The 21,069-nt window shown below is 37.4% G+C and carries 21 protein-coding genes and 1 riboswitch; of the genes, 12 read left to right on the top strand and 9 right to left on the bottom strand.

Annotated features, from left to right (window positions below; translation table 11 throughout):
• Positions 1 to 28 precede the first annotated feature (28 nt).
• Complete coding sequence (locus WKH56_RS31400) at positions 29 to 982, bottom strand: TRM11 family SAM-dependent methyltransferase (protein WP_033580681.1); 954 nt, start codon at positions 980 to 982, stop codon at positions 29 to 31.
• 260 nt (positions 983 to 1,242) lie between these two features.
• Here WKH56_RS31400 and WKH56_RS31405 point away from each other — a divergent pair, with 260 nt between their 5' ends.
• The 5 genes from WKH56_RS31405 to WKH56_RS31425 all read left to right on the top strand — a co-directional run bounded on the left by WKH56_RS31405 (position 1,243) and on the right by WKH56_RS31425 (position 5,798).
• Positions 1,243 to 1,401: a hypothetical protein gene (locus WKH56_RS31405; protein ID WP_013081614.1), complete on the top strand. Its 159-nt coding sequence runs from the start codon at positions 1,243 to 1,245 to the stop codon at positions 1,399 to 1,401.
• Between the two features lie 167 nt (positions 1,402 to 1,568).
• Positions 1,569 to 1,958: a tautomerase family protein gene (locus tag WKH56_RS31410; RefSeq protein ID WP_033580680.1), complete on the top strand. Its 390-nt coding sequence runs from the start codon at positions 1,569 to 1,571 to the stop codon at positions 1,956 to 1,958.
• A gap of 359 nt (positions 1,959 to 2,317) precedes the next feature.
• Complete coding sequence (ftsZ, locus tag WKH56_RS31415) at positions 2,318 to 3,322, top strand: cell division protein FtsZ (protein ID WP_014461739.1); 1,005 nt, start codon at positions 2,318 to 2,320, stop codon at positions 3,320 to 3,322.
• Positions 3,323 to 3,324: 2 nt separating this feature from the next.
• Positions 3,325 to 3,515: riboswitch (cobalamin riboswitch) on the top strand.
• A gap of 144 nt (positions 3,516 to 3,659) precedes the next feature.
• Positions 3,660 to 5,201, top strand: coding sequence for a nickel ABC transporter substrate-binding protein (gene nikA / locus WKH56_RS31420; protein WP_048020648.1), 1,542 nt, complete (start codon positions 3,660 to 3,662; stop codon positions 5,199 to 5,201).
• A gap of 69 nt (positions 5,202 to 5,270) precedes the next feature.
• Positions 5,271 to 5,798: a GNAT family N-acetyltransferase gene (locus tag WKH56_RS31425; RefSeq protein WP_049162817.1), complete on the top strand. Its 528-nt coding sequence runs from the start codon at positions 5,271 to 5,273 to the stop codon at positions 5,796 to 5,798.
• Between the two features lie 583 nt (positions 5,799 to 6,381).
• Here WKH56_RS31425 and WKH56_RS31430 read toward each other — a convergent pair.
• Complete coding sequence (locus WKH56_RS31430; RefSeq protein WP_221833977.1) at positions 6,382 to 6,825, bottom strand: YfmQ family protein; 444 nt, start codon at positions 6,823 to 6,825, stop codon at positions 6,382 to 6,384.
• Between the two features lie 187 nt (positions 6,826 to 7,012).
• Between WKH56_RS31430 and WKH56_RS31435 the strand changes: the two genes are divergently transcribed.
• A complete protein-coding gene (locus tag WKH56_RS31435; RefSeq protein ID WP_013055244.1) occupies positions 7,013 to 7,150 on the top strand; it encodes a lmo0937 family membrane protein in 138 nt (45 codons plus the stop codon).
• A gap of 32 nt (positions 7,151 to 7,182) precedes the next feature.
• Here the strand turns inward: WKH56_RS31435 and WKH56_RS31440 are convergent, their stop codons facing one another.
• The gene (locus WKH56_RS31440) at positions 7,183 to 7,953 is read right to left on the bottom strand and encodes a TatD family hydrolase (RefSeq protein WP_028414331.1); all 771 of its coding nucleotides are present in this window, start codon (positions 7,951 to 7,953) and stop codon (positions 7,183 to 7,185) included.
• A 62-nt stretch (positions 7,954 to 8,015) separates the two neighbouring features.
• Positions 8,016 to 8,936 (bottom strand): EamA family transporter RarD, encoded by a 921-nt coding sequence (gene rarD / locus WKH56_RS31445; RefSeq protein ID WP_033580677.1) that lies wholly within the window; start codon positions 8,934 to 8,936, stop codon positions 8,016 to 8,018.
• A gap of 335 nt (positions 8,937 to 9,271) precedes the next feature.
• Between rarD and WKH56_RS31450 the strand changes: the two genes are divergently transcribed.
• The gene (locus WKH56_RS31450; protein WP_028414329.1) at positions 9,272 to 9,667 is read left to right on the top strand and encodes an SET domain-containing protein; all 396 of its coding nucleotides are present in this window, start codon (positions 9,272 to 9,274) and stop codon (positions 9,665 to 9,667) included.
• Positions 9,668 to 9,702: 35 nt separating this feature from the next.
• Here WKH56_RS31450 and WKH56_RS31455 read toward each other — a convergent pair whose 3' ends face one another.
• Positions 9,703 to 10,845, bottom strand: coding sequence for an AI-2E family transporter (locus WKH56_RS31455; RefSeq protein ID WP_013081622.1), 1,143 nt, complete (start codon positions 10,843 to 10,845; stop codon positions 9,703 to 9,705).
• Between the two features lie 127 nt (positions 10,846 to 10,972).
• On the opposite strand from WKH56_RS31455, the gene WKH56_RS31460 reads away from it, so the two are divergent.
• On the top strand, positions 10,973 to 11,242 hold the full coding sequence (locus WKH56_RS31460; RefSeq protein ID WP_048020643.1) for a hypothetical protein: 270 nt from the start codon (positions 10,973 to 10,975) through the stop codon (positions 11,240 to 11,242).
• A 248-nt stretch (positions 11,243 to 11,490) separates the two neighbouring features.
• Here the strand turns inward: WKH56_RS31460 and WKH56_RS31465 are convergent, their stop codons facing one another.
• On the bottom strand, positions 11,491 to 12,021 hold the full coding sequence (locus WKH56_RS31465; RefSeq protein WP_028414327.1) for an IseA DL-endopeptidase inhibitor family protein: 531 nt from the start codon (positions 12,019 to 12,021) through the stop codon (positions 11,491 to 11,493).
• Between the two features lie 415 nt (positions 12,022 to 12,436).
• Here WKH56_RS31465 and WKH56_RS31470 point away from each other — a divergent pair, with 415 nt between their 5' ends.
• On the top strand, positions 12,437 to 13,429 hold the full coding sequence (locus WKH56_RS31470) for a zinc-binding dehydrogenase (protein ID WP_310884164.1): 993 nt from the start codon (positions 12,437 to 12,439) through the stop codon (positions 13,427 to 13,429).
• A gap of 97 nt (positions 13,430 to 13,526) precedes the next feature.
• On the opposite strand, the gene WKH56_RS31475 is transcribed toward WKH56_RS31470, so the two are convergent.
• Together WKH56_RS31475 and WKH56_RS31480 are read right to left on the bottom strand one after the other, a co-directional pair.
• Positions 13,527 to 15,107, bottom strand: coding sequence for a lactate permease LctP family transporter (locus WKH56_RS31475; RefSeq protein WP_310884165.1), 1,581 nt, complete (start codon positions 15,105 to 15,107; stop codon positions 13,527 to 13,529).
• Positions 15,108 to 15,169: 62 nt separating this feature from the next.
• The gene (locus tag WKH56_RS31480) at positions 15,170 to 16,126 is read right to left on the bottom strand and encodes an L-lactate dehydrogenase (RefSeq protein ID WP_013081626.1); all 957 of its coding nucleotides are present in this window, start codon (positions 16,124 to 16,126) and stop codon (positions 15,170 to 15,172) included.
• Between the two features lie 333 nt (positions 16,127 to 16,459).
• Between WKH56_RS31480 and WKH56_RS31485 the strand changes: the two genes are divergently transcribed.
• Positions 16,460 to 17,335 (top strand): cation diffusion facilitator family transporter, encoded by an 876-nt coding sequence (locus WKH56_RS31485; protein ID WP_310884166.1) that lies wholly within the window; start codon positions 16,460 to 16,462, stop codon positions 17,333 to 17,335.
• 141 nt (positions 17,336 to 17,476) lie between these two features.
• On the top strand, positions 17,477 to 19,495 hold the full coding sequence (locus WKH56_RS31490) for a methyl-accepting chemotaxis protein (protein WP_342837366.1): 2,019 nt from the start codon (positions 17,477 to 17,479) through the stop codon (positions 19,493 to 19,495).
• Positions 19,496 to 19,532: 37 nt separating this feature from the next.
• On the opposite strand, the gene WKH56_RS31495 is transcribed toward WKH56_RS31490, so the two are convergent.
• Positions 19,533 to 20,444: an RluA family pseudouridine synthase gene (locus WKH56_RS31495; RefSeq protein WP_048020635.1), complete on the bottom strand. Its 912-nt coding sequence runs from the start codon at positions 20,442 to 20,444 to the stop codon at positions 19,533 to 19,535.
• A gap of 155 nt (positions 20,445 to 20,599) precedes the next feature.
• On the opposite strand from WKH56_RS31495, the gene WKH56_RS31500 reads away from it, so the two are divergent.
• A complete protein-coding gene (locus WKH56_RS31500) occupies positions 20,600 to 20,992 on the top strand; it encodes a YhcU family protein (RefSeq protein ID WP_013081630.1) in 393 nt (130 codons plus the stop codon).
• The last annotated feature ends 77 nt before the right edge of the window (positions 20,993 to 21,069 follow it).

Raw genomic sequence — 21,069 nt, forward strand, 5'->3', positions numbered from 1 at the left:
CACCAGCCTGTTAGACTGGTGTCTTTTTTTATTCGCATACAACTACTTGTCTAGAAAATACGCTTTTGCGCGCTACGCAGCGATCTGAAATAGAAAAGCCAGCTTCATGAATCATATGGTCAATCGTGTCTACTGTAATCACGACTACTTTATCCGCAAAGCGGCGAGCGTGTTTTAAAATAGAAAGCTGATCTTCAGGCGTCGCGTGGGTGTAGAGATTGTAAGGCATGTCGATGATCGCTACGTCATAGTGAGTGGTAACATCCGAAATCGGTCCGGTTTTGACATCACCCTTTAAGCCGAAATGCGCAATATTTTCACGAGATCCGTCGGTCACAAGTGGGTTGATATCGCGTCCTACAATATCAATGCCCATTGAAAGAGCTTCTACGAGGACTGTACCAATACCACAGCATGGATCAATCGCTTTGATTCCTTCAGGCTTTGGAACGGCAATGTTAGCTACAGCTCTTGCAAGGCGGGTACTGAGTGCCGTAGAGTATTCACGCGGTTTCTTCAAATGATGCAGCCATACAGCTTCGCTTTTTTGATATTTTCCAAAATACCAGCGTCCTTCAAATGGAACAATTCCAAACAAATGGTCAGGGTTATGCAAGTCTGCTTCTGCTACAAAATGCCAACCCACATCACGTTCAATCGCACGCTGACCTTTATAGCTTATTTTTTGATCTTTTTCTAAGTCATTAATTTTCATAAAAATGAGTTTAAATGTTTGATCTCCAAGGTCAATATCTTCTACTTGTTTGCAAATATCTGCAAGGTCATCTGATTCATACATAATATCTAATCGCTCTTTGATAAAAGGGCTTCTGCTTGGATCAAGTTTAACGGCGCTTCTTATGATAGGTTTCTCAGTTTCAATTTCAAAAAGAGAGCGTCTCTCTAATTGACATAGTGAGAGTTCCTCTTCGCTGCATGCGTATGTGTAGATATACTGAGGCAGCTGCGTATGGTTATTCAATATCGTATCATCCTTTATCGTATCTAATTATCCTTCTTCTCAAACAATAGCGAGAAAAGAAGAGAAAAGCAACGAATTTAAATATATTTGGCTGTGAATACTAAATTGAAGCGCTACATAGTCCACTTATTTGACAAAACATGCTAAAATAACTGATGATAACCTGCATGTGCTGCTGTTTATACAAAAGAACTGGATCAAGGTTTCTCAAAAATCATTTATACACTGCTGACATTTTGATGAATAGGAGAGGCTACGTGATGTCTAAAAGTGATCATGAAAAGCAACAGATGAGTCGGGCTGATATGAAAAAACAAGCTAAAACATCCTCGCAAAACCTTGTGATGAACGTACTCATTGCCATTGTATCTGTATGTATTTTAGCTCTTATTATAAATATTTTTGTACTAATGAAATGAGCCGTTATGCTGCTCATTTCTTTTTGTTAGGTTCAGCTTTTATTGAAGAGTTTGAGGTCTCTTTCACTAGAGAGCACATTGTGAATAGCATATCTTTTTTTTACAAATGATAGTTGTGATATGATAAAGCAATAATACATTAGACAAAAAGCTGGAGGTTACTTAGTATGCCATTACTTAGATTTGATGTAATAGAAGGAAGAGACGAAAAAGAGTTAAAAGCATTACTAGACGCTACTCATCGAGCGATGCTAGAAGCCTTTGGCGTCCCAGAACGCGATCGTTATCAAATTGTACATCAGCATCCTGCTCATGAAATGATTATTGAAGATACAGGTCTTGGCTTTGAGAGAAGCAAGGATTTGGTTATTATAAGTGTGACGAGCAAACAGCGAACAGAAGAGCAAAAACAAGCTCTTTACAAATTAATTGTAAAAGAGCTGGGAGAAAGCTGCGGAATTCAGCCAAGCGACATTATGATTTCAATTGTTGAAAACGGTAATGCTGACTGGAGCTTTGGTATGGGAGAAGCTCAATTCTTAACTGGGAAATTATAAAATGGTTTATTATCTAGAGAAGCCCTTATTTCTAAGGGCTTTTTCTCATTTTGTCTATAAAAATATTATTCTCTTAGTCACATCTTACTCAAAATTAAATACAGACATCTGTCAAATGAATGATACAATAAGCTTATATGCCGTTTTGAGTGGGAAAACCAAAAAAGAGTTCGGCGTACTAACTTCAGAACAACAATAATTTTACATAAAGATGTAAAGATTTAAAGGTTAAAAGAGAAATGTATAAAATCTGTAAAACAAAAGAACAGTTACGCGTTAAACATAGGAGTAAAAGGTTCTTCACGTGTTTTTTCGGATAATAAGAGAAAGTAATTTTGATCATTGAGGAGGAACTTAGAATGTTTGGATTTGATGCAGATGTATCGCCATTAGTGCGAATTAAAGTAATTGGAGTCGGCGGTGGAGGAAATAACACCGTTAACCGTATGATTGAACATGGTGTACAAGGGGTAGAATTTATCGCCGTTAATACGGATGCTCAGGCGCTTAATTTATCTAAAGCAGATGTGAAAATGCAGATTGGTGCGGCATTAACGCGAGGATTAGGTGCAGGAGCTAATCCAGAAGTAGGAAGAGAAGCTGCAGAAGAAAGCAGAGAGCAAATTCAAGAAGTACTGCAAGGCGCAGATATGGTATTCGTAACAGCTGGCATGGGGGGAGGCACTGGTACTGGAGCAGCTCCGGTTATTGCCCAAATTGCCCGTGAACTAAATGCTTTAACAATTGGAGTAGTTACTCGCCCTTTCAAGTTTGAAGGAAATAAACGTACCAAGCAAGCAGTAGGCGGTATTACTGCGATGAATGAATCGGTAGATACCCTTATTGTCATTCCAAACGACCGCTTGCTTGAAATCGTTGATAAAAAGACACCTATGCTTGAAGCATTCCGTGAAGCAGATAATGTTCTTCGCCAAGGTATTCAAGGTATTTCAGATTTAATCGCTGTTCCGGGGCTGATTAACCTTGACTTTGCTGATGTAAAAACAATTATGTCTAATCAAGGATTTGCGCTTATGGGTATCGGACGAGCTTCGGGATCAGATCGAGCAATTGAAGCAGCGAAAAAAGCGATTTCTAGTCCGCTGCTAGATGCATCGATTGATGGAGCAAGAGGCGTGCTGCTGAACATTACGAGCGGCAGCAGCCTGAGTCTTTACGAAGTACAGGAAGCAGCAGATATTGTCACGTCCGCTTCTGATCAGGACTTAAATATGATTTTTGGATCTGTGATTAATGAAGATTTAAAGGACGAAATGATGGTAACCGTTATTGCCACTGGATTTGATGATGAAGATATTTCACCATCAGCTTCCACTTCTAGAGTTTCAAGAGCACGCTACTAAATTAAATAACCAGCTTTTATGGTGGCAATTGTTTTTCAATTGCCTTAAAAGGGAATCCGGTGAAAATCCGGAGCGGTCCCGCCACTGTAACAAGGAGCCTTATGTCAAAAAGCCACTGTCTATTTAGAGACGGGAAGGCGGTATAAGGCAATGACTTGAAGCCAGGAGACCTGCCATAAATCGCAGCACACAATAACCTACGAGGATAGGGAGGTGTTTTGGCAGAATCAAAAATACGATAAACAAGGGATACGTTTATCTGAATTTGTTGTGAAGGCAAGCACTTCTTTTTAGAAGTGCTTTTTTTTGTGTATTAAAATAGAAGGTGGAAAAATGAATGATAAATAATAAAAAACTTGTATCTATGATATTTCTCGTGTTACTTTGCCTCACTGCTTGCGCTCCTAATGAAGAGAGCGTAAGTATAAAAGAAAGAAAGAAAACGGATAAAAGTGTGACGTTTTTATTTAATTTTACATCTGCAACGCTTGATCCTCATACGGACGATAATTATACAGCAGTTCGTGGGGGAGTAGGGGAGACGCTTGTTAAAATCAACGACGATTTAAAAATAAAGCCTTGGCTTGCTGAAAAGTGGGAAACGAAAGATAACGGCCTTACATGGACATTTATGATAAGAAAGAACATCATGTTTCAAAACGGAAAAGCGCTGGATGCAAATGCCGTTAAGTCTTCTCTTCAAAGAACGATAGACCAAAGTTATGCGATGAAAAACGCTTTAAATATTAAAGAAATGAAAGCGAACAGTCATGCGCTGACAATTACATTAAAAGAACCAATGCCTAAATTTCCTTCTGAATTAGTGCATCCAAATACAGCTATTATAGATGTTGATGCTTCTAATATAGCTAAGAAGCCCATTGGTACGGGTCCATTTCGCGTCTTGTCTTTTGATCAAGGAAATCAAGTAAAATTAGAAAGATATGAAAATTATTGGGGTGGAAAAGTGAAATTGAAAAGTGCGATCTTTGGATTTAACGAAGATGCTAATGCGCGAGTTGCTGCTCTTCAATCTGGAACAGCCGATATTATTTATCGCCCGCCTTTAGAAAGCTTGGGCACTTTACAAACAGATCCGTCTTTTAAAGTAAGTGGAGTACCTAGTGTGCGCACCCATTTATTGCTTTACAATCAAACCAATGACGCATTAAAAGACGAAAATGTAAGAAAAGCTATCGATACCTTATTGAACCGAAAAGAAATTGTTAGCAGCATCATGAACAATCAAGCGGCAGCGGCTCGAGGTCCATTTTTACCCCAATTTCCTTTTGCTGATAGTACTGCTAATGAGCAAAGAGGTATGACATCTGCTAAAAAATATTTAGAGAAAGCAGGCTATCAAATCAAAAATGACAAAGCAATCAAAAATGGAAAGCCACTATCGCTCTCTCTTGTCACATACAGTTCTTTGCCAGAACTGCCTTTAATTGCTCAGCTTCTACAGTCTAATGCCAAAGAGTTAGGAATTACTATTAAGATTCACCTAGTTGAAGATAGCGATGAATATGTAATGGCAAAAGATGATTGGGATTTAGCATTGTACAGCCTTATCACAGCACCTAGAGGAGATGCCAGCTATTATTTAAGTACGAACTATTTGCCCGGCGGTGGTTTAAATGCCAGCCGGATTAATGATGATACGCTAACAAAAATGATAGAACAGTTAAATTCAACAGTAGATGACGCAAAACGAGATCAGTTAGCCAAACAAGCAACCGCTTTGATTAATAGAAAAATGCTGACGTCATCGATTGTACATCCAAACATTGTTGTTGCTTATAATCAAAAAGTGAAAAACTGGACAACAAATCCAAGCGAGTATTATATGCTGACTCAGCATTTAGACGTAACGCCGTAGTTAACATTGCAGCATAAGCAGAGAAAAGAAAAAGTATACAATGATCGCTAAAAGGATGTGACAGTAAACGTGCAAGAAGTACAAATGTATCAAATTAAAGAAGTAAAAGAAAAGGATGCTGAAGTGATTCAGTTTGTCATGAATATGCGGAATGAGCTATTTCCTATGCTGGAAAAAAATCAGCTTCCTGTGGATTTGCTTCATTTTAATGAACATTACGTTCAAGCGAAAGACGCTGCTTTTTTTGCAGCTGTTACGGAAAATCAACAAGTAATTGGAACCATTGGTTTATACGCTTACGATGGACGGTTTCATGCATTAAAAGAGCGATATGAACATAGAACTGCAGCTGAGGTTGTAAAATGCTATGTCGATCCAGCGTACCGGCGTCTAGGCATTGGACAGCAGCTGTTAAAAGCAGTTGAACAATTTGCCCAAAGTCATTTTTATGACACGCTGTATCTGCATACTCATCCTTTTTTACCTGGCGCTATTCCTTTTTGGGCTTCACAAGGCTTTATCAAAAGGCTAGCTGAACAGGATGAACCATGGAATACGCTGCACATGGACAGAAAAATACAACGAGTCGTAACGTAACGAGATCATACAGTAATTACCATGGAATCTGTATATGGGCTCATGCTATAATGAACGTAACTTACATTTATAGCCTGTAGGGCAAGTCCTTACAGAAAAGAACCACGTTTCGAATTGGCTGAAACGTGGTTCTTTTCTGTAAAAAACAAGTAACAAAATATTTTTAAAAATATATATGAAATCGCTTTCAAAATAATGAAATATATTATATAATTACTAGTGTTGTGTTGTACTTTGTTAGTGTTAAATCAATATCCTACATGTGTGAGCCGATTGCCTTATGGTAGTCGGCTTCCTTTTTTTATAGTAGAAGTCTAAAGGGAAACAGCGTTCGTTAAAATGGCTGTAATTGTCGTGATAATAGTTGTCCCAAAGGCCCACTTGAAAAGAAAGAAAAGAAAGAAAAGTAGCAATCATTCCAAACCCTAACAAAGAAAGCATTATCCATCACCTCTTAAAAAATTAGAAAATTCTATTAATTTATGTTATAGCATTAGAATTAATGTTAAAGTTTGGTATTTTTAAATAAGATAGCTTCAACCTAAACCTAAAAACTAAAAAAGCCGCCTTGTAGGCGACTGGTTTAAGCTAGGTCAGCTGTTATGGACTGCTTTTGAAGGTGATCAGACAGCAGGCTGTAGGCGATAATCTTCTTTTTGTATTGTTTCACGACGTCGACATGATCATGATAGCTGTATACGCATAGTCGAACAGCGTTTTTCCCTTTTTTCGTATCGATAACAAGTGGAGTTTCACTGTCTTCTAGGTGTTTATAATAGTCCTTATTTCCTTCATGGACATAATATTGTTTTAAAAATGTTGCTTTATTAAAATAATCAATCACTTGCATTTTGTCTTTGCCTTCTAAATGTTTCCCATCAACTGTGACAGTAGCGTTTTGATCATCAAGTGTTGGGTGTAATTGAAATTTAGTCATAAGCCATTTGACCACTGGAGTTGGAAGACACGTTATTAATATTTTGAGTCCACTTACAAGAATGATGGAAAGTAATACAATCCATGTCATAGTTAATCATCTCCGCTTAAATTAAATAAGATTACATACTTATTTTACCACAGAGAACGTGATTGCTTTTTGTACATTATGTGAACCTTCTTTAGTGAAAAGATGTATATGAAATGCGTTTATTTATGCACATTTAGGGAAATATAAAATTATAACAAATACTACATATAAAAAAGGAGAAAAAATTATGTTGTGGACGATTATTGGACTTTTATTTATTTTTTGGTTATTAGGATTAGTTTTTCATATTGGCGGCGGCATCATTCACATTCTTCTTGTCATTGCAGTGATTGTGCTGATCGTAAAACTTGTGAAACGAATTTAGATATAAAAAGCCTTTCCTTAGGGAAAGGCTTTTTATGTGGAGAGATTATAAAAATGAGCTGTATTTCGATATAAAAAATCATATGTCTCCGTTACAGAAACCCTTTTGAGACGTGCTATTTCCTGAACGGACTGATGCATCATTGATGGAACCGTTGTCTGGTTTTGAAAAGGTCCTTCAAATGGCCACGGACCATCTGTTTCGACCATCAAGTAGTCAAGAGGGTAATCTGTGGCAAGCGCTTGGATTTTAGGTTTATATACAATATCAGGTGTAACGGAAATATAGTAGCCGTTGTTTTTCATTCGTTCAACGGTTTTTTTAGCTCCTTTGAACCAGTGGAAGTGAGCTTTAGGCACAGAATGTTTTTCTAGTAAGTCGCACACGATCTCAGCATCTTCATATACAGCGTGAAGAATTAACGGTTTCCCCCATTTTTTTGAATGAATAATAAAAGCTTCAAGCAGCTCCAAATAGGGCTCTAGAGAAAGAGTATAGGTCTGACTTAAGTAATAAGGTAGACCAACCTCCCCAACAGCGATCATTTCTTCATTGTTTTGATCAATCCAAGCAAACAGCTCCGCTAATTCATTTGAAGAAGGCAGCATTTGTTCAGGGTGAAATCCGTAGGCAGGTTTCACGCAGGAATATAACTTGCTGATTTTTTGATTAAGTTGGCAAGAGTGTAATGTAGAAGATACAGAAATAAGCGCTTGTAACGAAGGATCCTGCTCAACTATGTCTTTCCAGCTTTTCTGTTCATATTGATCTAGATGAATATGCGAGTCAATAATTCGTTTCATAAATCATGCTCCTCCCAGCCTATTTTGTTTAAAAATAATACGTAAGAGAGTGTATGATTCTGTTAAGCCTCCACTTTATTTCTTATTTGTTTTCTGTTCCCCCATTTAGTAATAGATGAGAACGTATAAACAATAAGAGCTAACCAAATAAAACTAAAAGCAATAACATGAGCTTTTGTTAGCGATTCATGGTATAGAATGACTCCTGCTAGTAAAGACAAGGTTGGTGAAATATATTGAAGAATACCAAGCATTGATAATGATACTTTTTTAGCACTTTTTGTGAATAATAGGAGTGGTAAAGCTGTAACTACTCCACTGCCCATTAATAAAAGACTTGTTGAAAAAGAATCAAAAAACTGCAAGTGTGATTGAAACGTAAGGTAGCCTATGTATGCTAATGCAATAGGGGAGATGACCATCGTTTCAAGAGTCAATCCAATCGTTGAATCAGCTTTAATCTTTTTCTTTGCCAAACCATATAATCCGAAGGTAACAGCTAAGCTAAGCGAAATCCAAGGAACCACACCATAATGAAGACTAAGCGTTAAGACGCCGATTCCTGCTAGTATAAATGCAAAAATTTGAGCCCCGCTTAGTCTCTCTTTTAAGAAAATAACACCTAATAAAACACTTGTTAGGGGATTAATATATTGTCCAAGGCTCGCTTCTACTATTTTTCCATTAATGACAGCCCACATAAAAATGCCCCAATTTGCACTAATAAGTACAGACGCAGTAAAAAGGGACCAGAACAAGGATGGTTTTTTCACTATTTCTTTTATAAACGTAATGTATGTACGCCATTTCTTTGTCATTAATAAAAGAATAAGCATAAAAATAAAAGACCAAAAAACGCGCTGAGCTAAAATCTCACCTGGTGCTACGTGGTGAACCAGCTTCCAATAAATTGGCGTGAGCCCCCACATAAGATAAGAAAGGACCGCATATATCACACCATCTCTGTCGTGATTTAAGTTCATGTGAAACCTTCTTTCTAACATAAGATAAAATCAGTAATAAAAGTCATAGATTAACATAAAAAAGCAGCATAAACGATTATATCACAGAGAAAAACGATTCTTCACATGTTGAATGGCTCAAAAAAGCGCTATGCGCCAGGTCATTGCTTTTCTATGTCTAAAATAAAATCAAATTGCGTGTTTCTAACAAGGTAAGTGCTTACACAAGTGCGTATGATAAGCGTTCCTTCAGCTTATATTCAAGTGGTTATGAAAAACAGTTGATTTCCCCATTATAAACTGTCAAGCTTAGGGAAGAAGAAAATCTTAGAGGAAAGAATATATAGGTGACGAATATGATCGAAATAAAAATGTCTACGATAAGCGACGGAGAATTTAACAGAGGTGTATTTGCTAAGCAAGATATTAAAAAAGGAACGCTTATTCACGAAGCTCCTGTTATCGCTTATCCTAATAAAGAGCATGATTTTATTGAGAAAACAACACTAGCGGATTATGCTTTTGAATATGGAGTGAATCATACGGCTATTCTTTTGGGATACGGTATGCTGTTTAATCACTCGTATACACCCAATGCTACGTATGAAATTAATTTTGACAATCATACCTTTGATTTTTATGCATATACGGATATCCAAGCAGGAGAAGAAATTCTCATCAACTATAATGGAGATGAAGATGATCAAGAGCTCCTTTGGTTTGATCGTGAAGATGAAGAAGAACAAAAGTAAAAAGGTAAGCCCATCGAAAATCGATGGGCTTTTTATTATGCTTTTTTATCTGGATACATAGTAGAGTTCAAACGGATGAATTGGTAAATATGCGTAATAATAACTTTTAAAACGGCATATCCAGGAACGGCTAAAATAATACCGATGATTCCGAATAAGTTTCCGGCGGTTAGAATGACAAAAATGACCGTAATCGGGTGAATATCCAGGCTTCTTCCCATAATTTGCGGAGAGATTACTTTGCCTTCAAGCAATTGAACAACTGCCCAGACAATGGCCAGTTTTACAAGCATGAAAGGAGACGTAATAAACGCAATAATAATGGCTGGAATAATGGCGATAATAGGACCAAGGTAAGGGACAACATTGGTTACCATGGCGATAATCGCTAGAAGTAATGCATAATCTAACCCAATAATCAGATAGCCAATGAAAAGCAGTACACCTATACAAATCGCAACAAAAATTTGCCCGCGAATATATGCGCTTAATGCGTGGTTCATGTCGGCTAAAATGAATTTAGCTTCAGAACGAGAGCGGTTTGGAAGCAGTTTTACAATGTAATTAGGTAAGTTTTTCCCATCTTTTAATAAGTAGAAAAGAATAAAGGGTAAAACGGCAACCGATAATATAATTTCTGTAATGGTACCGACAAAGTTCACAATACCGCTTGAAAATCCAGAAACATATTTGCTCAAGTGTTTTGATGCATCTTTTGAAATCTTATCTAGGTCCGTGTTAGCCGACTGAAGACCCTGTTCGACATATCGGTTATTCGAAAGATTCGTCACCGCATGCTGAACGTCATGCGTCAGCTCTGGGATATTATCAATAAGACGGTCAACTTGATTTTTTAGAGGCGGGATAACCGATGAAATAATAATGGCTAATGCGCCGATAATCACTATGTATAAAACAAGAATGGAAATAATTCGTTTTACACCTTTTCGTTCTAAAAAGTCAACAAGCGGATTAAATAAATAAAAGCAAATTCCTGCTAAGATAATCGGCAGTGCGATTGTTTTAATAAAAATAGAGATAGGAATTAAAATAAATCCGATTTTTGATAACGAAAAAATAGTCATGCTGAGAATAAAAATAATAATTGTATATACAACAAATTTATTATTTAAGATTTTTTCTCGGAAAAAAGTTCCTTTCTGAGGTCTAGGTTCCAAGCTGTTCAACTCCTTTAAAAAGTAAATGTATAGTTATCATACCCTGATTTAGACTAATTTAAGAGGGTTTTTTACAAAGAAGTGTGCATACTAGTAGAAAATCTTCTAGAAAGAAGGGGTGAAATCATTGAAAGAAGACAAACAGCCCTCGTATCGTGATTTCTCTACAGTAGAAAAAAGTCACGAGTATATAACCGCTGAAGAATTTCCAGACGGTCCCTTCGGCTCTCCGGTTAATCAAAAACTGGGGAAATCTACTTCATGGGAAGAAGGGCAGCGAACGTATAGCGCATTTAATTATGAAAACAAAAATCTTCATGAAAAAGCGCAAAGATTATTTCCAGGCGCTCATCCTGTACATGATAACCCAGAGGAACATGAACAAAATCCAAGTTAATGTCTTTATTATGCTCTGAATATATTGCCCTATCTTTTTGCTGAATTATGTTGACAATAAGCAATTTAGCCTGTAATATAAAACGTAACTTATCACTATTTCTACAGAATTCGACAAAATTTGATTTACTTAAACTTGTGATCTCAACTTCTATTTACAGCTATTAGAGCGCTGTAAGTAGAAGTTTTATTTATGTTATCGATCAAAAAGAAAAAAGCAGGTCTGCTCAAGCAGGCCTGCTTTTTTTATTATTGAACAGCGTCAAATTTATTTACTTTCCACTGAGAATTAGATTTATAGAATGTGACAGTTCGTTTTACACTGCCGCCATCTACAGTTGGAACTGTGAATTCATAAGAGCGAACTGTTGCTGTTTGATACACAAGCTTTGTTTTTGCTTTTGACCACTCTAACATGCTGAATCCGTCGCCGATTGGATGTGCAAGTTTACCGTTATATGTGATATAGCCGTAATTTGTTAATCCTTTTTCTACTGCACTATTTGTAAATGTCTCAGATAAGTAGCTTGATAGCTCAGCTTTTGTATCAAATTCAGGGCAAAGGTACACGTACTCAGTTCCTTTATATTCAAATGTACGTTCTGTACATGGTTTGTTTTTATAACCGTGCAGAGCACTCCAGAAATGATTGCTGGCACTAGCTGCAATTTTGACAGCATTTGCATCCGTTAGTGTTGGAGATGTTGTTTGTGCTGTAACTCCAGTGCTTAGTGTAAAGAAAATAGCGATTGATGATAAAACTAGTCCAATTTTTTTCATTTCTAACTCACTCCTAATTAATTAACCTTATTTATGTAACAATTATGTGTTTTATATTTCTTTTGTTACATTTATATTACAATAAATCTGTAATAAAAGAAAGTGTTTTGTCTTTTTTTCTTAAATTTTTTTAGATTTTTACTAGTTTTTGAAGTAGATATAGTAAGTGAATTGCGGATAAATGTTGATTTATCAGGATTTTTAAACCGATTTTTCTATTTTATATTCGTTTTGTTACAAATAATCTTTTTTTGTAACAAAACTGTAATAAAAGAAGCTGAATACTTTTAGGATACAGAAAAATAAAGATAAAACGATGAAAAAGCGATTTTAAAAGTTTATTTTCCTTTTTTTGGGCATATTTCTTTTGCGGTTTTGAGCTTTTTAGTAGAGTAGATTAAGAGGAGGCGAAATCATGAAAGCCATTATACACAGTGAGAAAAGCGGTATAGCAGGCATGAATTACAGAAATCTTCAGGAGATGCCCCCTGAAAGAGGAGAAGTAAAAGTAAGGTTAAAAACAGCAGGTTTAAACCGGAGAGATTTATTTGTTATGAATAATCGAGGCAAAGGAGATAAGCCGTTTATTCTCGGTTCAGACGGTGCAGGTATTATAGAAGAAGTGGGAGAAGGCGTAAAAGGTTTAAAAATTGGAATAGAAGTGATCATTAATCCAAGTCTGGAGTGGGATCGTATAGAGGACATTCCGTTTACGCCTAAAATTTTAGGTGGTCCATCGAATGGAACGTTTGCAGAGTATGTAATCATAAAAGCGGATAATGTTGTGCAAAAGCCGCCTTATCTATCTTGGAAACAAGCGGGAGTTCTTTCATTATCAGCTTTAACTGCGTATAGAGCTCTCTTTACAAAAGGGCAGTTAAAAAAAGGAGAACATCTACTTATTCCTGGTATAGGGAGCGGAGTCGCGACTTATGGCTTGTTATTCGCAAAAGCTATCGGAGCTGACGTAACGGTTACTTCTAGAAGTGATGAAAAAAGAAAGCAAGCCCTAGAGTACGGAGCTGATTATGCATTAGACAGTGGAAGTAACCTAAAAGAAGAAATCAACGATAGAAAAGTAGATATCATACTTGATAGTGTGGGGGCAGCTTTATTTCCGACGTATTTTGAAATACTAAAGCCAAATGGAAGAATTGTTAATTTTGGTGCGAGTTCTGGAAATGAAGTTGAATTGCCTCTAAGAACTATTTTTTATCCTCAATTCAATATACTTGGCACATCTATGGGAAGTCAGGAAGAATTTGTGGACATGATGGATTTTATAGAGAAACATCAAATTAAACCAATCGTCGATAGATTCTATCCGCTGTCAGAGGCAGCTGCAGCTTGCGAACGATTAGATAAAGGAAAACAATTTGGCAATATAGGTTTACTTATTTCAGAATAAAAAAATCCCCGGCGCTAACTGGGGACTTTTTTATATAATCAAACGTTTGTTTAAATGAAAGAAACAAGGTAATAACAGGATTTTTAGCAGTTTTTTATCATAACCACCAAGCCAATAAAAAGGTAACAAATCCTCCTAGTATCAAAAATCCCATGCTGTATTTGAGCGTGTATTTAAACAGTTCACCCTCTTTTCCGGCTAAACCTACTGCTCCAGCAGCGACAGCGATTGATTGAGGAGAAAGCATTTTAGCCATCACGCCGCCGGCAGTATTAGCCGCTACGAGAATAATTGGCAAGACATTAATTTGCTGAGCAGTAGTTAGCTGCAAGTTGCCGAACAGCGCATTATTCGATACGACAGACCCCGTTAGAAATACGCCAATCCAGCCAAGAAATGGAGATAAAAATGGAAAATAAGCAGCTGATGTAGCGAGTGCCAATCCAAGTGTAGAGGACTGTCCTGAATAATTTGAAATAAAAGCAAAAGCAATGACCATCATAATCGTCATAATAGGTCTTGATAGTTCTTTTACGGTTTCCAAAAGAGTGGCCCATGCCACTTTTGCCGATACGTTAAGCAAGAAAACTGAAAGGATACAAGCGATAAGAATTGCCGTACCTGTTGCTGCAAATAAGTCTATTTTTAAGACAGCAGCGTAAGGCGTAGGATCTTTTACTAAAGGCGCTGCTTTAATTACGTGATTGTGTAAAAATGGGACGTTAATAAGCAGGTTCAGATGTTCAAGCGCCGTTTTGACAAAAGAAATGCTCCAAGCCGTAACGAGTATCGTTAATAGAATAAAAGGAGACCAAGCCTTTAAAATTTGTTTTGGTGACAGGCTGAAGCTTTTAGCTGCTGCCGGGCTTGTTCTTTTAATATAAAAAGCAAGAGCAAGCAAACTCACAATAGAAGATGTGATATTTGGAAGTTCAGGGCCGATGTATGTAACAGTTAAATACTGCGTCAGTGCATAGGAAATGGCTGTGATGCTCGTTGCTTTCCATACGTCTTTTAATCCTTTTATCCCATCCATAATAAAGACAAGTAAAAAAGGGATAAGAAAAGAAATAATCGGAAGCTGCGTGCCAAGAAAATGAGCAATTTCTTTTGGATCAATGCCAGATACTTGTCCTGCGACAATGACAGGAATCCCCATGGCGCCAAAAGCTCCTGAAGCTGTATTAGCAATTAAGCATAGCGCCGCTGCTTTTAACGGTTTGAATCCAAGTCCAACTAGAAGCGCTGCTGTAATGGCAATTGGAGCTCCAAATCCTGCTGCTCCTTCTAAAAAAGCATTAAAGGAAAAAGCAACAAGCAGCATTTGCAAGCGGGGGTCATCGGTTATTGAAATAATAGATTGCCTAATGGTAGTAAACTGTCCGCTTTTGACAGTTAGCTTGTATAAGAACACCGCGCCGATAATAATATAGCTGATGGGCCAAAGTGCATACAAAAACCCATAGCCTGTGGCTCCTAAAACCATTGAGGCAGGCATATCATAAAAATAAATAGCAATAATCATAGAAAGAAGTACCGTAATACCAGCAGCAATGTGTCCTTTTAATTTCCAAAGAGTTAAAGCAATAAAGAAAAAGATGATGGGGATGAGTGCAATTAGTGCAGAAAGCCAAATATTATTTAACGGATTATATACTTGAGTCCACGTCATATTCATACACCTCTACTACATATTTAAAACAAGGGAGCGGGGGAGTCCCCCGCAAAAATCTTTTGATGTTACACAAAAGCTCTGTCGCGAGTTTGCTTAAGAATGCTAGCAGAGTGCTCGAGCTGCTGCTGTTCGTGAGGAGTTAAATTCAATTCAATAATTTGGCGCACGCCGTTTTTATTAATGATAGCCGGCACGCCGATATACACATCAGAAATACCGTATTGTCCTTCTAATAAAGCAGATACCGTTAAAATAGAATTTTCATCATCTAAAATAGCCTTGGTTATGCGTACAAGTCCCATCGCAATTCCGTAATAAGTCGCTCCTTTTCGATTAATAATATGGTAAGCCGCATCGCGTGTTTGTTCGAATAGATGCTGCATATCCGGCTCTTTTTCAATAGCAGCAGTATTGATAAAATGTTCGAGCTTCACACCGCCAATTTGCGCGTGGCTCCAAACAGGAAATTCCGTATCTCCATGTTCCCCCATAATATAAGCGTGGACGTTGCGAGAATCTACTTCGAAATAGTCGCTTAACAAGTAGCGGAAGCGAGCTGTGTCAAGAATCGTTCCTGAACCAATTACTCGTTCGTTTGGTAATCCTGATACTTTTTGTGTAACGTGTGCGAGAATATCAACTGGATTTGTTGCCACTAAAATGATGCCGTCAAATCCGCTGTTCATAATATCTTTTACAATGCATTCAAAAATTTTAACGTTTTTTTCAACTAGATCTAAGCGCGTTTCCCCTGGAGCTTGATTAGCGCCCGCTGTAATAACTACTAAATCAGCATCAGCGCAGTCTTTATAATCTCCAGCCCAGATTTTCATCGGTGTGGCAAATGGCATTCCATGATTGATATCGCGTGCTTCGCCTTCTGCTTTTTCTTTGTTCATATCGATTAACACTAATTCATTGGCAATACCTTGATTCACCATTGAAAAAGCGTAGCTTGAGCCAACAAAACCAGTTCCGATAACGGCAACTTTTCGTGTCTTTGGTGTAAATTGTGTTTTCATTTGTATCATCCTTTGAATTTTATTTTGTGATGTTTTTCACAATGTTAGTGTAACAAGAATAAATACCCTCGGCTGTGATAAAAATCACACCCTTAAAAAAAATAGTAAACAATTTTACAGGGCGATTTAAAAAAGGGTTCTTCTACATGAAGTGCCACATTTAGAAAGATCTTAAACGTTTAAAGTGTTGAGTAAAGGCAACTTGTTTTGCAGAAAGCTAAAGAGTTTAACATTCTCTATTTGTATGTTAACAACCAATAATGTTTCTATAGACCCACACGAAATCCATTTGTTACACTAAGTTTGCTTATTTTGAATAAAGGAGTGGAAGGGATGGAGAACTACTATGAGCAAGCCCAAAAAGGCGCTTGGGTTAGTATCTTATCATATATCTTTTTATCAGCATGTAAACTTATTATTGCGGGTGTCACCGCTTCCTCTGCTTTAAAAGCCGACGGTCTTAATAATGTTACAGATATTATTGCATCAATTGCCGTCTTAGTCGGCTTAAAAATCTCTAAAAAACCTCGCGATAATGATCATCCCTATGGACATTCCAGAGCGGAACATATCTCTTCACTTATTGCTTCTTTTATCATGATGGTCATCGGACTAGAAGTATTGGTCGACGCGGGTCAGTCATTATTTATGGACAAATCTGAAGCGCCTAATTTACTGGCTGCTTGGGTAGGTCTTGGAGCGGCTGCTGTTATGGGTGGTGTCTACCGGTATAATAGTAAGCTTGCTAAAAAACTTGATAGCCAGTCTTTATATGCGGTTGCTAAAGATAATTTGTCTGATGCACTTGTGAGTATAGGTGCTGTTGTGGGAATTTTCGGCTCACAATTCGGCTTGCCCTGGCTGGACGTGGTAGCTGCTTTTGCTGTGGGAATTATTATTTGTAAAACAGCCATCGAGATTTTTAAAGAAGCGGCTCACTCCTTAACGGACGGATTTGATGAAGAAAAGTTAGGGCACTACAAAGAAAGCATTGGGCTTGTAGAAGGTGTAAAAGAAGTAGAAGATGTGAAAGCGCGCAAGCTTGGTAATCAAGTCGTGATTGATGTAACTGTTAAAGTAGATCCCCATTTAAATGTTATTAAAAGTCATGAAATTGCTGATCAAATTGAACATATGATGAACGATGAGCATCAGATTAAAGATACGCTTGTTCATATTGAACCTGATGCATACGAAAAGCAAAAATAAAACCAGCACGTTCTTTCATTATGAAAGGATGGGCTGGTTTTATTTTTGGGGAAATTTGAAATAATTCACAAAAACTTCTTCGAAAATGAAAATGAAAAGCCGTTATTAGTAATATAAAGATTTTTGTAGAAGGGTGAGGGAATGAAGAAGTTAAGTGCAAAGCTCGTAGTATTTTTTAGTATTTTTATAGCTATTTTATTATTAGTTGTTTCAGGGGCTGTTTATCAATTTACCAAAACGCAAATAGAAAAAGATGTAGAGATTCAGTCTCAAAGTCAAGTGAAAGAGTTAAAAGAAACGATTCATACGTACTTAGACATGTATAGTCGTTCGTTGCTGACGTATAGTGAAAACGATGTAATTGTTAATTTTGTTAAGCAGGAAGGAAATCAAACAAACCAAGAGAAAAATCCGTATTTTACATGGAATACGGTTCAAAAAGAGTTTACGCAGTTTAAAGAAAAATATCCAAACCTGGCACTTGAATACATAGGCACTAAAAATAAAGGAATGTATTCTGTTCCCAAGCAAGAGTACGGATCAGGTTATGACCCGACTTCAAGAGTTTGGTACAAACAAGCAGTGGCATCACCTGATCAAGTAATTTATACGGATCCATATGAGGATGCAGCAACAAAAAAGACGGTCGTGACGATTGCAAAGGCCATTTTGGACCCAGATACTCAAAAGGTGCTGGGCGTTATAGCTACTGATTTAGACTTAGATGCATTAAAAAACATTGTAGGTAAAGCAGAAGTAAATCACGGTGGATATGCATTTTTATTTGATCAAAATGGCACAGCGCTCGTTCATCCAACAGAAGCTGGAAAAAATTTAATGAATCAGCCATTTATGAAAAAAATGTACGAAGCAGACCGGAATAAAGATTTCATGAAGTATACCTTTCAAGGTGAAGAGAGAGTGATGGCATATGATACTCTTGGAGGAACAAATTGGAAGATAGGAAACGCCTTTATTTATAATGAAATGCTCTCAAGCGCTCATCATTTACTGAATGTGATTGTCTGGATTGCGTTAATTGGCATCTTATTATCAGTGGTGTTAACCATCTTTTTCTCAAGAATCATTACGAATCCAATTCGCCGCTTGAAAAACGAAGTAGCCAAAGTAACAGCTGGCGATTTAACAGTTCAGGTTCAGACGAAGTCAAAAGACGAAATTGGTGAACTTACTCATTTATTTAACGATATGGTAGCTAAAATGAAAACATTGATTGGCACGGTTCAAACGTCTGTTGAGACAGTAAAAACGTCTGTTGAAGACTTGAGTGCTGTATCTGAAGAAGCAACTGCATCCAGTGAAGAAATTGGCCGGGCTATCCATGAGATTGCCAGCGGCGCCACGCAGCAGGCTTCTGACGCTGACTCTACTAATCACAAAACGATGAGTTTATCTTCACAAATTGAAGAAGTCATTGAACAAAACTCCGAGATTAATAAAATGACGATTGAAGCTGTAACCATCAATGAGAAAGGCTTAAAACAAATGCAGCTGCTTCGCAACCAAACTACCGAATCATCTCAGACGATTCACGGTGTTCAAACGGTAATGGAAGAGTTAACAAGTAAGATGAAAGAAATTGAATCTATTATTTTTACAATTAATAGCATTTCAGATCAGACAAATTTACTTGCACTAAATGCTAGTATTGAAGCAGCTCGTGCAGGAGAACATGGCAAAGGATTTGCGGTAGTAGCTGAAGAGGTACGAAAACTTGCTGAACAGTCCTCTCAGGCTACTGAACAAGTTCGCCACACGATTGCAGCGATTCAAGGGGAAGTCGCGGCTGCTCGTGAAGAATGCAACCGGACAGAAGAACTTTCAAAATCTCAAGACTTTGTGGTAGGAGACACAGAACAAGCTTTTCGTGAAATTGCTACTACCATTGAGCAGGTGGCAGCGGCTGTCGAACATGTAACAAGCAGCATGGACAGCATTGATGAGCATAAGGAAGACGTGGTAGCGGCCATTCAAAGTATAGCAGCTATTGCACAGCAATCAGCAGCAGGAACGGAAGAAATTACGGCTTCTACAGAAGAACAAATTAGAGCTATTTCTACTGTTTCTCAATCGGCTGAACATTTGCAAGAGATTAGTGAAGAATTGGCGAACTTGATTCGTCAATTTAAAATTAAATAAAAAAGAGCGCCAATATGTTATTGGCGCTCTTTTTTATTTAATAGGAAAACAAGTTGCTGTACGGTAAAAAAACCTGCTGATCTGGAGGTGCAACAGCTGACACGCGCTGATGTGTAAACGGGTGTATAAAAGAAAGCTTAATGGCATGTAAAGCTTGCTGCTGATCTTTTAATCTCTTTCCGCCATAAAGCGTATCACCAAGTAATGGATGGCCGATGTGACTCATATGAACACGTATTTGGTGAGTGCGTCCGGTCTCGAGCGAAAGTTCAATAAGCGTTTCATTTTTTGCCATATTGCGCTTTAACACGCGATAAGATGTTTTGGCAGCTTGTCCCGTTCTAGATACTCTTCTTCTCGTAGCGTGATGGCGATCGCGTCCAATAGGTTCATTAACGATTCCTTGCTCTTGTTTCATGAGTCCTTGGACAAGAGCAACATAAGTCCGGTCAATTTTACGTTCAGCCAGCAGCTGGTCAAACACAGAGCTTGCTACAAAATGCTTTGTGAATAAGATAGCACCTGATGTATCGCTGTCCAAACGGTGAACGTGTCTAGGCTTTGTTTTGAGGCCTATTTTTTGAAAATAAGCAGCTACAGCATTTAAAAGAGTTTTTTGGTCCTGCTCTGATGAAGGATGAGTATTTAGGTTTATTGGTTTGTTTACAATTAGCACGTGTTCATCTTCAAACAAAATCTCTATATTAACATTGTAAGGTGTTATTTCATCAGGTTCTGCTTCAAAAAAAGGGAGTGACACTCTATCATTTTCCTTAAGAGTGTTCCTCCATGGTAAAGGTTCACCGTTTATAAGCACATTTTTATTCATCCGAAACTGATGCAGCGTTTTTTTAGGAATACGCCATTTCGTTTTTAAATAATCTTCAATTGTTTGCCCTGCATCATTTTTTGCGATTTTATCTTCTAGCCATTGGCCGTGTATACTCATATTTAATCCCTTCCTTACATACTAGTAAATATCCTTTAATCTTTAAAAAGAACTTGTAAATAATTAGGAGGAAATAACTACCTGAAGTTCTCGTTTTATGTTTATGTTATGCTAAATAAAGAGACATAAGTTAAGAGAAAAAAGGGGGGGTAACCATGAAAATTGCCCAAGCAGCTCCGCCAGAAATGGAGAATTACATAGAAGAGTTGACTGAACAGCTTCGCTATGACTTGTTACCTCGGTATGTATCTGTAGATAAGCTTAATCCTGATGAATTATTAAATCCAGATTATTGTACAGACCATTTATATAATGGCTTACTCGATGAAGCATTGCAAGTCATTAGTAGCCTTCAGACAATAATTGCCGTAATTGAAGCGATTCAACATCGGCCGATTGAAGAAAGCGACTGCGAGCAATTCGAAAAAAATATTGCAATTTTAAAAAAATACGGGTTTTTATTTCCTGTTTCCATTGAGTGTTTTGCAAAAGAAAACAATTTGATTACGTATTCGTATGAATCGTTTTATAATTCATACATAAATTAAAGAGGCTGGGAGAAAAGTATTTTAGCCTAAGTGAAAAACGAACTATTGATCAGCAAGTTTGATGAGTGGTTCGTTTT

The sequence above is a fragment of the Priestia sp. SB1 genome (assembly GCF_038898415.1).

Excerpts from the sequence above, each read along its gene's own strand:
- WKH56_RS31485 (WP_310884166.1), top strand. The coding sequence starts at position 16,460 with ATGGAGAACTACTATGAGCAAGCCCAAAAAGGCGCTTGGGTTAGTATC.
- WKH56_RS31475 (WP_310884165.1), bottom strand. The coding sequence starts at position 15,107 with ATGAATATGACGTGGACTCAAGTATATAATCCGTTAAATAATATTTGG.
- ftsZ (WP_014461739.1), top strand. The coding sequence starts at position 2,318 with ATGTTTGGATTTGATGCAGATGTATCGCCATTAGTGCGAATTAAAGTA.
- WKH56_RS31470 (WP_310884164.1), top strand. The coding sequence starts at position 12,437 with ATGAAAGCCATTATACACAGTGAGAAAAGCGGTATAGCAGGCATGAAT.
- WKH56_RS31465 (WP_028414327.1), bottom strand. The coding sequence starts at position 12,021 with ATGAAAAAAATTGGACTAGTTTTATCATCAATCGCTATTTTCTTTACA.
- WKH56_RS31500 (WP_013081630.1), top strand. The coding sequence starts at position 20,600 with ATGAAAATTGCCCAAGCAGCTCCGCCAGAAATGGAGAATTACATAGAA.
- WKH56_RS31440 (WP_028414331.1), bottom strand. The coding sequence starts at position 7,953 with ATGAAACGAATTATTGACTCGCATATTCATCTAGATCAATATGAACAG.
- nikA (WP_048020648.1), top strand. The coding sequence starts at position 3,660 with ATGATAAATAATAAAAAACTTGTATCTATGATATTTCTCGTGTTACTT.
- WKH56_RS31435 (WP_013055244.1), top strand. The coding sequence starts at position 7,013 with ATGTTGTGGACGATTATTGGACTTTTATTTATTTTTTGGTTATTAGGA.
- WKH56_RS31410 (WP_033580680.1), top strand. The coding sequence starts at position 1,569 with ATGCCATTACTTAGATTTGATGTAATAGAAGGAAGAGACGAAAAAGAG.
- WKH56_RS31480 (WP_013081626.1), bottom strand. The coding sequence starts at position 16,126 with ATGAAAACACAATTTACACCAAAGACACGAAAAGTTGCCGTTATCGGA.
- WKH56_RS31430 (WP_221833977.1), bottom strand. The coding sequence starts at position 6,825 with ATGACATGGATTGTATTACTTTCCATCATTCTTGTAAGTGGACTCAAA.
- WKH56_RS31405 (WP_013081614.1), top strand. The coding sequence starts at position 1,243 with ATGTCTAAAAGTGATCATGAAAAGCAACAGATGAGTCGGGCTGATATG.
- WKH56_RS31495 (WP_048020635.1), bottom strand. The coding sequence starts at position 20,444 with ATGAGTATACACGGCCAATGGCTAGAAGATAAAATCGCAAAAAATGAT.
- WKH56_RS31490 (WP_342837366.1), top strand. The coding sequence starts at position 17,477 with ATGAAGAAGTTAAGTGCAAAGCTCGTAGTATTTTTTAGTATTTTTATA.
- WKH56_RS31450 (WP_028414329.1), top strand. The coding sequence starts at position 9,272 with ATGATCGAAATAAAAATGTCTACGATAAGCGACGGAGAATTTAACAGA.
- rarD (WP_033580677.1), bottom strand. The coding sequence starts at position 8,936 with ATGAACTTAAATCACGACAGAGATGGTGTGATATATGCGGTCCTTTCT.